This window comes from Agrococcus carbonis, from assembly GCF_900104705.1.
Classification (GTDB): Bacteria; Actinomycetota; Actinomycetes; order Actinomycetales; family Microbacteriaceae; genus Agrococcus; species Agrococcus carbonis.
Genome location: NZ_LT629734.1, coordinates 2,486,448 through 2,500,183, shown reverse-complemented (window position 1 = coordinate 2,500,183; position 13,736 = coordinate 2,486,448). Strand labels below are relative to the sequence as shown.

The 13,736-nt window shown below is 72.8% G+C and carries 13 protein-coding genes; all 13 read right to left on the bottom strand.

Annotated features, from left to right (window positions below):
• Window positions 1–74: 74 nt before the first annotated feature.
• Window positions 75–1,568 (bottom strand): tRNA (N6-isopentenyl adenosine(37)-C2)-methylthiotransferase MiaB, encoded by a 1,494-nt coding sequence (gene miaB, locus BLT67_RS11985; RefSeq protein WP_092667228.1) that lies wholly within the window; start codon window positions 1,566–1,568, stop codon window positions 75–77.
• 73 nt (window positions 1,569–1,641) lie between these two features.
• Window positions 1,642–2,082: a hypothetical protein gene (locus BLT67_RS11980; RefSeq protein WP_092667227.1), complete on the bottom strand. Its 441-nt coding sequence runs from the start codon at window positions 2,080–2,082 to the stop codon at window positions 1,642–1,644.
• 52 nt (window positions 2,083–2,134) lie between these two features.
• Window positions 2,135–2,752, bottom strand: a complete 618-nt coding sequence (locus BLT67_RS11975) for a regulatory protein RecX (protein WP_092667226.1) — start codon at window positions 2,750–2,752, stop codon at window positions 2,135–2,137.
• Window positions 2,749–3,816 carry a recombinase RecA gene (gene recA / locus BLT67_RS11970; RefSeq protein ID WP_092667225.1) on the bottom strand — a complete coding sequence of 356 codons (1,068 nt, stop codon included), beginning with the start codon at window positions 3,814–3,816 and terminating at the stop codon, window positions 2,749–2,751. Before recA ends, BLT67_RS11975 begins: the two co-directional genes overlap by 4 nt.
• Before the next feature lie 169 nt (window positions 3,817–3,985).
• A complete protein-coding gene (locus BLT67_RS11965; RefSeq protein WP_092667224.1) occupies window positions 3,986–4,207 on the bottom strand; it encodes a DUF3046 domain-containing protein in 222 nt (73 codons plus the stop codon).
• An 8-nt stretch (window positions 4,208–4,215) separates the two neighbouring features.
• Entirely contained in the window at window positions 4,216–4,545 is a 330-nt protein-coding gene (locus tag BLT67_RS11960; RefSeq protein ID WP_092667662.1) for a helix-turn-helix domain-containing protein, read from the bottom strand.
• A 121-nt stretch (window positions 4,546–4,666) separates the two neighbouring features.
• A complete protein-coding gene (locus BLT67_RS11955; RefSeq protein ID WP_092667223.1) occupies window positions 4,667–5,206 on the bottom strand; it encodes a CinA family protein in 540 nt (179 codons plus the stop codon).
• Window positions 5,203–5,802, bottom strand: a complete 600-nt coding sequence (pgsA, locus tag BLT67_RS11950) for a CDP-diacylglycerol--glycerol-3-phosphate 3-phosphatidyltransferase (RefSeq protein ID WP_092667222.1) — start codon at window positions 5,800–5,802, stop codon at window positions 5,203–5,205. The genes BLT67_RS11955 and pgsA overlap by 4 nt, the downstream gene beginning before the upstream one ends.
• A 31-nt stretch (window positions 5,803–5,833) precedes the next feature.
• On the bottom strand, window positions 5,834–8,692 hold the full coding sequence (locus BLT67_RS11945) for an FtsK/SpoIIIE family DNA translocase (RefSeq protein WP_092667221.1): 2,859 nt from the start codon (window positions 8,690–8,692) through the stop codon (window positions 5,834–5,836).
• Between the two features lie 60 nt (window positions 8,693–8,752).
• Window positions 8,753–9,973, bottom strand: coding sequence for an ABC transporter permease (locus BLT67_RS11940; protein WP_092667220.1), 1,221 nt, complete (start codon window positions 9,971–9,973; stop codon window positions 8,753–8,755).
• On the bottom strand, window positions 9,970–10,677 hold the full coding sequence (locus BLT67_RS11935; protein ID WP_092667219.1) for an ABC transporter ATP-binding protein: 708 nt from the start codon (window positions 10,675–10,677) through the stop codon (window positions 9,970–9,972). Before BLT67_RS11935 ends, BLT67_RS11940 begins: the two co-directional genes overlap by 4 nt.
• On the bottom strand, window positions 10,674–11,849 hold the full coding sequence (locus BLT67_RS11930; RefSeq protein ID WP_092667218.1) for an efflux RND transporter periplasmic adaptor subunit: 1,176 nt from the start codon (window positions 11,847–11,849) through the stop codon (window positions 10,674–10,676). The genes BLT67_RS11935 and BLT67_RS11930 overlap by 4 nt, the downstream gene beginning before the upstream one ends.
• Window positions 11,850–12,013: 164 nt before the next feature.
• Window positions 12,014–13,687 (bottom strand): ribonuclease J, encoded by a 1,674-nt coding sequence (locus BLT67_RS11925; protein WP_269456967.1) that lies wholly within the window; start codon window positions 13,685–13,687, stop codon window positions 12,014–12,016.
• Window positions 13,688–13,736 lie beyond the last annotated feature (49 nt).

Genomic DNA, 13,736 nt, shown 5'->3' with positions numbered 1-13,736 from the left:
GACGCTACGCGCGCAACGTACACCCGCTCGTGGGCGCCGACAAGGCGCCCGGCGCACGCGCGCCCAGGCAGCGCCTAGCCGGCGACGCGCAGCGTCGGCAGGCCGAGGGAGACCGGGCCGCCGGGGGCGGTCGCGGATGCGGTGGCGGGCACCCCGCATGAGTCCGCCTGCGCGCGATCCCAGGCGTCGCCCGCGCGGGTTCGCCGGAGCCCGAGCGGCTCGGCGTCGGCGATGAGGTGGAACGGAGCGGCGTGCGTGATCTCGACCGTGACGACGTCGCCGGGGCGCGGCGCATCGGCGCCCGTGAGCCCGCCGGGGCTGAAGTGCACGAGCCGGTTGTCCTCGGCGCGGCCCGTCAGCCGGTGGGTCTCGGCGTCCTTCTTGCCCTCGCCGACGGAGACCAGCACCTCGGCGGTGCGCCCCACCTGCCGCCGGTTCTCGTCGAACGAGATGTGGTCCTGCAGCGCGACGAGCCGCTCGAAGCGCTCCTGCACGACCTCCTTCGGCACTTGGTCGGGCATGGTCGCCGCGGGCGTGCCCGGGCGGATCGAGTACTGGAAGGTGAACGCCGAGGCGAAGCGCGCCTGCTCGACGACCCGCAGGGTCTCGGCGAAGTCCTCCTCCGTCTCACCGGGGAAGCCGACGATGATGTCGGTCGTGATCGCCGCGTGCGGGATGCGCTCGCGCACGCGGTCGAGGATGCCGAGGAACTTGGCGGAGCGGTAGGAGCGCCGCATCGCGCGCAGCACTCGGTCGGAGCCCGACTGCAGCGGCATGTGCAGCTGCGGCATCACAGCATCCGTCTCGGCCATCGCGTCGATGACGTCGTCGGTGAACGCTGCGGGGTGCGGGCTCGTGAAGCGGATGCGCTCGAGGCCGTCGATCTCGCCCGCGGCGCGCAGCAGCTTGCCGAACGCGAGCCGGTCGCCGAACTCGACGCCGTAGGAGTTGACGTTCTGGCCGAGCAGCGTCACCTCGATCGCGCCGTCGTCGACGAGCGCCTGCACCTCGGCGAGGATCTCGCCCGGACGCCGGTCGCGCTCCTTGCCGCGCAGCGAGGGCACGATGCAGAACGTGCAGGTGTTGTTGCAGCCGACCGAGATGGACACCCAGCCCGCGTAGGTCGACTCGCGCTTGGTGGGCAGCGTCGAGGGGAACACCTCGAGCGCCTCGAGGATCTCGACCTCGGCCTCGCCGTTGTGCCGGCTGCGCTCGAGCAGCGCCGGCAGCGAGCCCAGGTTGTGGGTGCCGAAGACGACGTCGACCCACGGCGCCTTCTCGAGGATGGTCGAGCGGTCCTTCTGCGCGAGGCAGCCGCCGACGGCGATCTGGAAGCCCTCGCGCTCGCGCTTCGTGCGGGCGAGGTGGCCCAGGTGGCCGTAGAGCTTCTGGTCGGCGTTCTCGCGCACCGCGCAGGTGTTGATGACGATGACGTCGGGGGCGTCGTCGACGGCCTCGACGTAGCCGGCCTCCTCGAGCGAGCCGCGCAGCCGCTCGGAGTCGTGCACGTTCATCTGGCAGCCGAAGGTCTTCACCTCGTAGGTGCGCGGCGCGAGCATCGTCGACATGGCCTCCAGCGTACCGGCGCAGACGCCAGCAGCCCCGCGCCGGAGCGCGGGGCTGCTGTGCGTTCGTGGCGACTCAGTCCTGCGTCGCCGAGAGCGTCCACTCGCCGTCGGGAGCGTCGCCCTTGAGGTCCATCGTGCCGTCCTGGGCCGTGCCGTTGAACGTCACGTCGAACGCCGGGTCCTCGCTGTTCGGGTCCTGCAGCTGCGTGATCACGATCGTGAGGTCGGAGCTGTCGCCGGACCAGGTGTCGCGCGGGCTGTCGAAGCCGCTGCCGCCGTTCCACTCGCTGATGTCGACGGTGCCGTCGGGGTTGAGCGTGAAGCTCAGCTCGGCGAAGCCCTCCATCTGGCCCGTCCAGGAGGTGCCTGCGACGTCCTCGCCGGCGGTGCCCGGGTCGGTGCTCGTGCCGGGGTTGTTGCCGCCGCCGACGGGCGGGAGCTGGAAGCACCCGGTGAGGGCGAGCAGCGAAGCTGCCGCGACAGCCGGCAGCGCAAGGATCCTGGTCTTCTTCATGCCACGAACCTAGCCGCGACACAGCCTCGCATCCTGAAGGCACGCTGAGGGATCACCGAAAGCGGGGACCCCTCGGCCGAGTGCGCTCGAGCGCGATGCGGACCGTGCTGCCGCCGAACCCTCGGCGCTGCAGCCAGCCGGCCAGCCGCCGCTCGGCGGTGTCGTCATCGAGCGAACCCATCCGGCGCCGACGCTCGGCCGCCGCCTCGATCGCGCGCCGCAGCTCGGCGTCGTCGTCGCTCGCCTCGAGGACTTCCGGATCGAGGCCGCGCTTGCGCAGCTCGGCCGCGATGCCGCGCTCACCGAGGTGCTTGCGCTCGCGCAGCCGCTCGGCGAGATCGCGGGCGAGCTGAGCGTCGTCGACGAGCCCGTCGCGCTCGAGCCGATCGAGCACGGCCTCGCGCACGTCGGGCTCGACGTCGCGCCGCTCGAGGGTGCGATCGAGCTCCTGCCGGCTCGCCGCCTTCCGCCCGAGGGCGCGCAGCGCGATGCCGCGCGCCGCCTCCTCGTCGACAGGCTCCGGCACTCCGAGCTCTGGCGCCTCGTCGTCGTCGTCGCCGTCGTGCCATGCGGCGAAGGCCGGCGACCGGCGCTCCGCCGGATCGTCCTCGCGAGAGGCGATCCAGGCGGAGAGCTCGGTGACGCCGGCCAGCCGATCGGGGTCGCTCACGCGCCCTTGCGCTCCTGCCTGCGCGCCTCGAGCGACTCGACGCCCGCGGCGTCGGCCGCGGCCTTGCCCGCGCCGATGCCGAGCTTGGTGAGGATCTGCTGCTCGATCTGCTGCGCGAGGTCGGGGTTGTCGATCAGGAACTGACGGGCCTTCTCCTTGCCCTGGCCGAGCTGGTCGCCGTCGTAGGTGTACCAGGCGCCGGACTTGCGGACGATGCCGTGCTCGACGCCGAAGTCGATCAGGCTGCCCTCGCGCGAGATGCCCGTGCCGTACAGGATGTCGAACTCGGCCTGCTTGAACGGCGGCGCCATCTTGTTCTTGACGACCTTGACGCGCGTGCGGTTGCCGACCGCGTCGGCGCCGTCCTTGAGCGTCTCGATGCGGCGGATGTCGAGGCGCACCGAGGCGTAGAACTTGAGCGCCTTGCCGCCGGCCGTGGTCTCGGGGCTGCCGAAGAAGACGCCGATCTTCTCGCGCAGCTGGTTGATGAAGATGGCGGTGGTCTTGGTCTGGTTGAGCCCACCGGTGATCTTGCGGAGCGCCTGCGACATGAGGCGCGCCTGGAGGCCGACGTGGCTGTCGCCCATCTCGCCCTCGATCTCGGCGCGGGGCACGAGCGCGGCGACCGAGTCGATGACGACGAGGTCGATCGAGCCGGAGCGGATCAGCATGTCGGCGATCTCGAGCGCCTGCTCGCCCGTGTCGGGCTGCGAGACCAGGAGCGAGTCGATGTCGACGCCGAGCTTCTTCGCGTACTCGGGGTCGAGCGCGTGCTCGGCGTCGATGAACGCGGCGATGCCGCCGTTGCGCTGGGCGTTCGCGATCGCGTGGAGCGTGAGCGTGGTCTTGCCCGAGGACTCGGGGCCGTAGATCTCGACGATGCGGCCGCGCGGCAGTCCGCCGACGCCGAGCGCCACGTCGAGCGCGATCGAGCCGGTGGGGATGACCTCGACGGGCGCGCGATCCTCGCTGCCGAGGCGCATCACCGACCCCTTGCCGAACTGGCGGTCGATCTGGGCGAGCGCCGCCTCGAGCGACTTCTCGCGGTCTGCGGGTGTGGGCATTGCGGGCCTTCCGTTCAGCGTGGCTGGTCTGTGCGCTCACGGTACGTCGGGCCGCTGACATGCGTGCGGCCCGCGGGCCCGCCTGTGGAGACGAGCCGCTCGTGCGGTGCCAGCCTACGCGCGCATCGAACGCATCTTCGAATGCGGATGCGGCGTGTCGCCGGTGCGCTCAGCGCCGCGGGTCGCGCAGGCCCCGGCCGTGTCGGCGCTGCTCCGGGACGTCCTTCGCGTCGCACAGCGCCTGCCACACCCGCTTGGCGGGGACGCCGGCGGCGAGCGCCTCGCTGCCGGTGCGGCCGCCGAGGGTCGACAGCGTCAGGTCGGTCATCAGCACCGACCCGAGCGCGCCGAACTCCTCCGCGACCGCGAGCCGCAGCTCGCTCTCCCGCACCCGGCCTCCTAGTGGACGGCCGAGTCGAACTCCGCCACCAGCTCTGCCGGCAGCGTGTCGGGAACGGGCGAGGCGAGCGGGTCGAGGTCGCCGTAGCCGAGGCCCTCGAGCACAGCGAGACGGTCCCCCACCTCTCGCAGGATGCTCGACAGCGGCACCTCCAGGGCGTCGGCCACCGAGGCGAGGATCTCGCTCGAGGCCTCCTTCTGCCCGCGCTCCACCTCGCTCAGGTAGCCGAGGGCGACGGATGCGCGCGAGGCGACCTGGCGCAGGGTCCTCCCCTGCCGCAGCCGCGTGTCCCGCAGCACGTCGCCGATCTCCTGTCGAACCAGCACCATGGTCTCCCCCTTCACCGTGGTCGGATGCATCAGCCTAGTCGCAGGCTGCCTGCCTGCTCCTGTGATGCCCACGACGTTGTCAACGTCCATGGCACATCCCGCATTCCGCAGGGTGCCGTGGTCAGCGTGTGGATTCGCTGTGCATCGTGAGGTCGGTGCGCTCGAGCGCGGCGTCGAGCGCGCGCAGCGCCGCGATCGCGGCGGCGTGCCGCACCGCCTCCCGGTCGCCCGTGACGAGGTGCGACGTGGAGCTCGTCACGCGGCCGCGCACCGTGTCGAGCTCGAGCCCGATGTGGAACTCCCCAGGCGGGTGGCCGGCCTGCGCTCCGGGCCCCGCCACGCCGGTCGTCGCGACGCCGATCGTGCACGCACCGCGGTCGAGCGCTGCGAGCTCGCGCACGCCGCGCGCCATCGCGATCGCGACGTCGGGGTCCACGGGCCCGCGCTCGGCGAGCAGCGCCGCGGGCACGCGCAGCACCTCGTGCTTCATCTCCGTCGCATACGCGACGACCCCGAGGCGCAGCACGGTCGAGGCGCCGGGCGTGCGCACGAGCGTCTCGGCGACGAGGCCGCCCGTGAGCGACTCGGCGACGGCGATCGTGATGTGCCGGGCGGCCGCGCGCGCGACGATCCTGCCCGAGAGCTCCAGCGCATCCGTCATCGCGACCGCACCGCCTGCACCACGAACTCGAGCCCCGAGTAGATCGTGAGCGCCACCGCGATCGTCATGGTGACGACGCAGATCCACATGCCGGGCTCCCCCATCCACGCCTGCAGCGGCACGAGCGCGAGCGGCAGCGCGATCGCCTGCGCCATCGTCTTGGCCTTGCCCGCCCAGTCCGCGGCGATCACCGTGCGGCTCGAGACGATGAGCCGGTAGGCCGTGATGCCCCACTCGCGCAGCAGCACGACGATCGTGATCCACCAGTCGAGCTCGCCGAGCACCGAGAGCACGACGAAGGCGCTGCCGGTGATCGCCTTGTCGGCGATCGGGTCGATGAGCTTGCCGAAGTCGGTCACGAGGCCTCGCCCGCGCGCGATCTGCCCGTCGACGAAGTCGGTCGCGATGAGGACGGCGAACAGCACCGCCGCGAGCGTGCGGGCGAGCCCCGGCTCGGGGTTCGTGAGCGCGACCACGATGAACACGGGCGTGAGCAGGATGCGGGCGACCGAGATGAGGTTGGGCACGCTCGCGACGCTCGCGGGCTCCTCGCCTCGGCGCCACACGCGCCCGCGCCACGGGCTCAGCAGCCCCATCGGTCCAGCTCTCTCACGCCGCCAAGGCTACCTAGTCGCGACCTGTGAGCGACCAGGCGTCCTCGTCGTCGCCCTCGGCCTCCACGACCTCGAGGCCCTCGCGGTTCGCCTCGTCGAGGGGGTCGCTGTAGCGGTCGTCGTCGACCCAGGCGCCGTCGGCGTCGTCGTCGTGCTCGGATGCGTCGGCGGCGTCGGGCGCGGACGGCGCGGCGGGCGCCGGGCTCGAGCCGCCGGCGTGGCCCGTCGGCGCGGAGGCGGCGCCCGAGGCAGGCGCAGGCCCCTCGCCGCGCAGCGACGCGAGCACGGCGGCGAGCCCGTCGGGCGGCACGAGCACGTCGCGGGCCTTCGACCCCTCGCTCGGCCCGACGATCTCGCGGGACTCCATGAGGTCCATGAGGCGCCCGGCCTTCGCGAAGCCGACCCGGAGCTTGCGCTGCAGCATCGAGGTCGAGCCGAACTGCGTCGAGATGACGAGCTCGGCGGCGGCGCAGAGGTCTTCGAGGTCGTCGCCGATGTCGGCGTCGATCTCGCGCTTCTCGGCGACCTCGGCGACGTCGTCGCGGTACTCGGGCTTCGCCTGGCCGGTGACGTGCTGCACCACCCGCTGGATCTCGGCCTCCTCGACCCACGCGCCCTGGACGCGCATCGGCTTGTTGGCCCCCATCGGCAGGAAGAGCCCGTCGCCCTGGCCGATCAGCTTGTCGGCGCCCGGCTGGTCGAGGATGACGCGCGAGTCGGTGACGCTCGAGACGGCGAACGCGAAGCGGCTCGGCACGTTGGCCTTGATGAGGCCCGTGACGACGTCGACCGAGGGCCGCTGGGTCGCGAGCACGAGGTGGATGCCGGCGGCGCGCGCGAGCTGGGTGATGCGCACGATCGAGTCCTCGACGTCGCGCGGCGCGACCATCATGAGGTCGGCGAGCTCGTCGACCACGACGAGCAGGTAGGGGTAGGGCTTGAGCGTGCGCTGGCTGCCCGCCGGCAGCACGATCTCGTTCGCGCGCACGGCCGCGTTGAAGTCATCGATGTGCTTGTAGCCGAACGACGCGAGGTCGTCGTACCGCATGTCCATCTCCTTCACGACCCACTGCAGCGCCTCGGCGGCCTTCTTCGGGTTCGTGATGATGGGCGTGATGAGATGGGGCACGCCCTGGTAGGCGGTGAGCTCGACGCGCTTCGGGTCGACGAGGACCATCCGCACCTCGGCGGGCGTCGCCCGCATGAGCAGGCTCGTGATCATCGAGTTGACGAACGACGACTTGCCCGAGCCGGTCGAGCCGGCGACGAGCAGGTGCGGCATCTTCGCGAGGTTCGCGACGACGAAGCCGCCCTCGACATCCTTGCCGATGCCGATCGTCATCGGGTGCTTCGAATCGCTCGCGGCGCGCGAGCGCAGCACGTCGCCGAGCTTGACCGTCTCGCGGTCGGGGTTCGGGATCTCGATGCCGATCGCCGACTTGCCCGGGATGGGCGAGAGGATGCGCACCTCGTTCGAGGCGACCGCGTACGAGAGGTTCTTCGACAGCGCGGTGACGCGCTCGACCTTCACGCCCGGCGCGACCTCGATCTCGTAGCGCGTGACGGTCGGCCCGCGCGAGAAGCCGGTGACCTTCGCGTCGACGTTGAACGACGAGAGCACCTGCGTGATGGCCGCGACGATGTCGTCGTTGGCCTGCGAGCGCGCCTTGGGCGGCTCGCCCTGGCCGAGCGACGCGATCGACGGGAGGCGGTAGGGGCGCTCGCGCGCAGGCGCCGGCGCTGCGGCGGGAGCCGCGTCGCCGACCGCCGCGGGCGCGCCGGCGATCTCGCCCGTGTGCCGGCGCACGGCGTCCTCGGCCTGCTCGAGCGAGGCGAGCACCTCGGTCGCGTAGTCGTCGTGGGCGGCTGCGTCGGCCGGGGCGGGCGCGCCGGAGGCGACCCGCGTGGTGGGCTGGTCGCGGTCGACCACCACCGGGCTGTCGTACGCGTGCTCGTGGTCGTCGTCGAGGCCGTCGAGCCCGAGGGCGTCGACGCCCTCGTAGGGCGGGTCGACCTCGCGGCCCGTGCTGTTGCGGCGCCAGAAGGGCAGCGCGTCGTCGTCGACCGGCTCGGCCTCCGCCTCCTGCGCCTTCGCGAGCTCGCGCGCCTCCTTGCGCGCGCGACGCGCCTCCTCGCGCTCGTCGGCGCTCGCGGTGTCGACGCCGAACAGGTAGCCGTAGAGGTCGACGAGGCGCTCCGGGATGCGGTTGGGCGCCGTGCGCGTGATGACGAGCACGGACAGCGCCGCGATGAGGCCGCACACGATGCCGGCGCCGATCGGCGTGAGCAGTGCGGCGAGCGGCGCCGAGGCGACCCAGCCGAGGATGCCGCCGGCGTCGGCGAGCGCAGGCATGCCGAGCGACGCATCCGGCATGCCCGCGACGACGTGGCACAGTCCCGAGACCGAGATGAGCAGGAGCGCGAGGCCGACGCCCACGCGGCCGTTGTCGCTCACCGACGCGGGGTGGCGGAACATCCACAGGGCGAGCAGCACGAACACGACCGGCAGCGCGATCGCGACCTGGCCGAACAGGCCGCCGAGCGTGTAGGCGGAGATCGCCTGGGCGACCGGGTTCGCCGGCAGGATCCACTCGACGATCGCGCCCGCGATCGCGAGCATGGTGAGGAGGAACGGCACGCCGTCGCGGCGCTCCTCCTTCGCGAGCTGCTCGCGGCCGAACACGCGCGCGGCGCCGCCGGTCGCGTGGGCGAGGCCCATCCAGGCGCGCTGGGCGATGCCGGGGCCGTCGTCCTCGAACACCGGCTGCGCCTTCGTGGCTCGGGTCGTGCGCTGCACCTTCGTGGTGGCGCCGGTCGACCTGCCCTTCGAGGTCTGGCTCTTGACGGCGCGCGTCGGCTTGGTGGAGGACATGCGCACACCCTAGATCCGGGCGGCGACACCGCCCGGAAGGCGCTCCGGGCGGGCCGCGGATCAGAAGCGGATCGCCTCGATCACCTTCGAGCGGACGGCGATCGTGGCGGGGATGCTGCCGGCGAGCGCGCCGACGGCGGCCGCGACGAGGAGTCCCGTGACCGCCGCGGCCATCGGGAAGCCGGGCAGCGCGGCGCCGCCCGCGCCCTGCGTGAGGAGCTCCTGCACCGCCGGCAGCCGGTAGGCGAAGATGCACAGCGCGATGCCGATGGCGCCCGCGACGACGGTGCCGACGACCGACTCGAGCATCACGGCGACGAAGATGCGCGCGCGGCTCGCGCCGAACGCGCGGCGGATGCCGAGCTCGCGCACGCGCTGCCGGATCGAGACGACCGCGACCGTGATGAGGCCGAGGGCGCCGAGCACGAGGATGACCACCGCGGTGCCGACGAGCGTCAGCTGCAGCGGCAGCAGCGGGTCGTAGCCGGTGTCCCACGCCTGCCAGTCGGAGCGGTCGCCCTCGACCGAGGCGCCCGGCAGCGCCGCGCGCAGGTCCTGCTCGAGCCGCCGCTCCCCCTCGGCCGCAAGCTCCTCCGGCACCCACACCTCGAGCTGGAACGGGCTCAGGTAGGCCGTCGGGCCGACGGCCTCGGCGACGCGCAGGACATCGCGCGGCAGCATCCACGCCTGCGCCCACTCGTCGCTCGGGCCGCGATCGACGACGCCGACGACGACCATCGTGGTGCCGCCGAGCTCGATCGTGCGGTGGGCGGCGAGACCGCCGCCGCCGAGCAGGTCGAGCAGGCCGCGGTTGACGACGACCGCGGGCGCGAGCCGGATGCGGTCGCTGTCGGCGAGGAATCGCCCTTCGCGGGTCGCCAGATGGCGCATGGCCGCGAAGTCGGGCTCGACCGCCTCGATCTGCACGCCCATGCCCGCGCCTGCGCCGCCGAGCGCGAGCTGGGCGGTCGAGCGCGCGCTCGCGAAGTCGACGGCGTAGCGGTCGACGGCCGCCTCGATCGCGTCGAGCGCCTCGGCGTGGTGGGCGGCGGTGGGCTCGCCGGTCGCGGCGGGGGTGACCCAGATCGAGACGGTCGCCGCACGCCCGGACTGCGACTCGAAGGTGCTCAGGAGCGTGGAGCGCGCGAGCTCGCCGATCGCCACGGAGGCGGTGAGCGCCGCGATCGCGAGCATCACGCCGATGAGGCTCATGAGCACGCGGCCACGGTGGATGCGCAGCTCGGTCCAGGCGTCCTGGATCGCTGCGGCGACGTCGGTCACGCCGACACCGCGACGGACGCCGGCGCGTGCGGTCGCAGCCGGCCGTCCTCGAGCTGCAGGATGCGACCGGCGCGGGCTGCGACGGCGAGGTCGTGGGTGATCGTGACGAGCGCCGCGCCGACGTGGTCGGCGACCTCGTCGAGCAGGCTCATGATGCGGCCGCCGGTCTCGATGTCGAGCGCGCCCGTGGGCTCGTCGGCGAGGATGAGGCGGGGCCCGCGCACGAGGGCGCGCGCGATCGCGACCCGCTGCTGCTCGCCGCCGGAGAGGTGCGTCGCGCGCGTGTCGACGCGATGCGCGAGCCCGACCCGGTCGAGCATCTCGCGCGCGAGCCGGTGCCGCTGCCAGTAGCGCCTGCCCGCGCCGTAGTGCAGCGGGACCGCGACGTTCTCGGCCGCGGTGAGCCCCTCGATGAGGTTGAACTGCTGGAAGACGAAGCCCACCGAGGCGCCCCGCACGCGGTCGCGGCGGCGCGCGCCCATGAGCGCGACCGGCTCGCCGTCGAGCTCGACGACGCCGGTCGTGGGCTGATCGATGAGTCCGAGGATGTTGAGGAGGGTCGACTTGCCCGAGCCCGAGCGGCCCACGATCGCGACGCGGTCGCCGGTCGAGACGTCGAGGTCGACGCCGGTGAGGATGCGCAGCGCCGGCCCGTCGATGGTCGCGAACTGCCGCGTCACGCCGCGCAGGCGCAGGAGCGTCACGGGAAGACCTCGCCGCACACCGCGGGATCGGCCGCCATCGGGTCGGCGCAGGGATCGGCCGCGCCGGGCACGAACTGCAGCACGGCGTCGCCCTCGGCGAGCCCGGAGCGCACCTCGACGACGGTGCCGTCGCTCAGGCCCAGCTCGAGCCGCACCTCCTCCGGCTCGCCGGGAAGGCCGTCCGGCCCGGTCGTCGGCCGGTAGGCGATGCCCGCGTCGGCGCTGCCGAGCACTGCCGTCGTCGGTAGGAGCAGCACGTCCTCGGCGGCGCCCGCGACGAGCTCGACCGTCGCCGACAGCCCCACGAAGACGCGCACGTCGTCGGGGACCGAGCACGTGAGGGTCGCGGTGGAGCCGCCGGCCGCCGCCTCCCCGGAGGGCTGGCGGATGGCGACATCCGTGCACGAGAAGGGCGCGGGGCCCGAGTCGATGGTGACGGTCGCGGAGTCGGGCTGGGTCGTCAGGCGGTACTGCTCGGCCGCGCCGACGGCCGCCTGCACGCGGAATTGCGGCGGCTGCACGGCCCCGGTCTCCCCCGCGAGGTCGACGGACTGGCCCGGCAGCAGGTCGAGACCGGTGAGCGTGCCCGTCGCGGGCGCGCGCACGTTCCAGAGCGTCAGCACCGGGTCGCCGACCATGCCGTCGGCGTCGGGCTCGGGCTGCGTCTCGACCCGCACCGTGTAGAGCACGTCGCCCTCGGTCACCTCGAGTCCGTCGTCGACGTAGACGCGCGCGACGACGCCGGTCTGGGACGAGCGGATCGGCACGGCGTCGACCGGCACGACCGTGCCCTCGAGCGACACCGCGTTCTCGATCGAGCCGCGCTCGAGCACGACCGTCGGCTCCTCGAACATCGCGCCGGGCACCGGCTCCTCGGCGACGGCGGCATCGCCGTCCGGGAAGAACGCGAGCTTCACCAGCGCGATCGCGATCGCGGCCGCGACGAGCAGCTTGAGCGAGGGCAGCACCCAGGAGCGCCAGGCGCCGGGCCCGCGGGCCGCCCGCTCCGCTCGATGCAGCTGCTTCCGCTCGAGGGCTTCGAGCTGCTGCTGGCGTCGGGCGTGCCGGCGCGCCTCCCGCGGATCGGGATCCGCGTGCGCCGGCACGTGCGGCGCATCGGGTGCGGGCGCGGCCGCGCTCGGGTTCGGGACGTGCTGGGGCGCATCGGGCACGACGGTGTCCTCTCGGCTGACAGGAGCCGTGGTGCGTCGGCGCCCTGCCCATCAACCTACAGGGGGTTTGCGCGGTCGGCACTCATCCGGAGGGATGAGATCGCGCTGCTGCCGTGGAGCGATCGGGCAGCGCCCGACCGCCCCTCGACCGGCGAGCGGAGCGCTCAGGCCTCGATGACGACCGGCACGATCATCGGGCGGCGGCGGATGCGGGTGCCGACCCAGCGTCCCACCGTGCGGCGCACGACCTGCTGGTACTGGTGCTGGTCGCGCACGCCCTGCTCCCCCGCCTCGGCGAGCGCCTTGACGATCTTGGGGCGGATGTCGTCGAAGATCGAGTCCTCCTCGGCGAAGCCGCGCGCGTGGATCTCGGGCCCGACGATCACCTTGCCGGTCTGCGGCTCGAGCGCCACGAAGATCGAGATGAAGCCCTCCTCGGCGAGGATGCGGCGATCCTTCAGGTCGGCCTCGTCGATGCGGCCCACCGACGATCCGTCGACGTACACGAACCCGATCTCGAGCTGGCCGGCGACCGTGACCCGATGGTCGCGGAGGTCCCACACGGTGCCGTTCTCGCCCACGAAGGCGCGCTCGCGCGGCACGCCCGTGTCGATCGCGAGCTGCGACGCGGCGTGCAGGTGGCGGTACTCGCCGTGCACCGGGATGACGTTCGCGGGGCGGAGGATGTTGTAGCAGTAGAGCAGCTCGCCCGCGGAGGCGTGGCCCGAGACGTGCACCTTCGCGGAGCCCTTGTGCACGACCTTCGCGCCGAGCTGCATCAGGCCGTTGATCACGCGGAAGACGGCGTTCTCGTTGCCCGGGATGAGGCTCGAGGCGAGGATCACGGTGTCGTCCTCGCCCACCTCGATGCGGTGCTCGCCGTTGACGATGCGGCTGAGCACGGCCATCGGCTCGCCCTGCGACCCGGTCGACATGAAGACGACCTGCTCGCGCGGCATGCCCTCGGCGGTCTTCTGCGGCACGACGACGCCGTCCGGCACCTGCAGGTACCCGAGGTCGGCGGCGATGCCCATGTTGCGCACCATCGAGCGGCCGACGAAGGCGACCTTGCGGCCGTTCTCGGCGGCCGCGTCGAGCACCTGCTGGACGCGGTGCACGTGGCTCGAGAACGACGCGACGACGACGAGGCCGGTGGTCTTCGCGATCACCTGCGAGATGACCGGGCCGATCTCGCGCTCGGGAGCCGTGAACCCCGGGACGTCGGCGTTCGTGGAGTCGACGAGGAACGCATCCACACCCTCCTCGCCGAGGCGCGCGAAGGCTCGCAGGTCGGTGATGCGGTCGTCGAGCGGCAGCTGGTCCATCTTGAAGTCGCCGGTGTGCAGCACGAGGCCCGCGCTCGTGCGGATCGCGACCGCGAGCGCGTCGGGGATGGAGTGGTTGACGGCGACGAACTCGGTCTCGAACGGGCCGAGCTGCTCCGTGTCGCCCTCGCGCACGGTATGCGTGTAGGGCTTGATGCGGTGCTCCTTGAGCTTCGCCTCGACGAGGGCGAGCGTGAGCTTGGAGCCGAGCAGGGGGATGTCGGCCTTGAGGCGCAGCAGGTACGGCACGGCGCCGATGTGGTCCTCGTGGCCGTGCGTGAGCACGACGCCGACGACGTCGTCGAGGCGATCGCGGATGGGCCCGAAGTCGGGCAGGATCAGGTCGACGCCGGGCTGGTGCTCCTCGGGGAAGAGCACGCCGCAGTCGACGATGAGCAGCTTGCCGTCCTGCTCGTACACGGTCATGTTGCGACCGACCTCGCCGAGGCCGCCGAGCGGGAAGATGCGGAGGGTGCCTGCCGCGAGCGGGGCAGGCTGGGTGATGGCCGTCAAGGGGCCTCCTTCATATGTGGCGCGCAGTGCTGCGGGCGGATGTGGGGTG

Coding starts and splice junctions, on each gene's coding strand:
- miaB (WP_092667228.1), bottom strand. CDS start 1,568: ATGTCGACGATGCTCGCGCCGCGCACCTACGAGGTGAAGACCTTCGGC.
- BLT67_RS11980 (WP_092667227.1), bottom strand. CDS start 2,082: ATGAAGAAGACCAGGATCCTTGCGCTGCCGGCTGTCGCGGCAGCTTCG.
- recA (WP_092667225.1), bottom strand. CDS start 3,816: ATGCCCACACCCGCAGACCGCGAGAAGTCGCTCGAGGCGGCGCTCGCC.
- BLT67_RS11960 (WP_092667662.1), bottom strand. CDS start 4,545: ATGGTGCTGGTTCGACAGGAGATCGGCGACGTGCTGCGGGACACGCGG.
- BLT67_RS11955 (WP_092667223.1), bottom strand. CDS start 5,206: ATGACGGATGCGCTGGAGCTCTCGGGCAGGATCGTCGCGCGCGCGGCC.
- pgsA (WP_092667222.1), bottom strand. CDS start 5,802: ATGGGGCTGCTGAGCCCGTGGCGCGGGCGCGTGTGGCGCCGAGGCGAG.
- BLT67_RS11945 (WP_092667221.1), bottom strand. CDS start 8,692: ATGTCCTCCACCAAGCCGACGCGCGCCGTCAAGAGCCAGACCTCGAAG.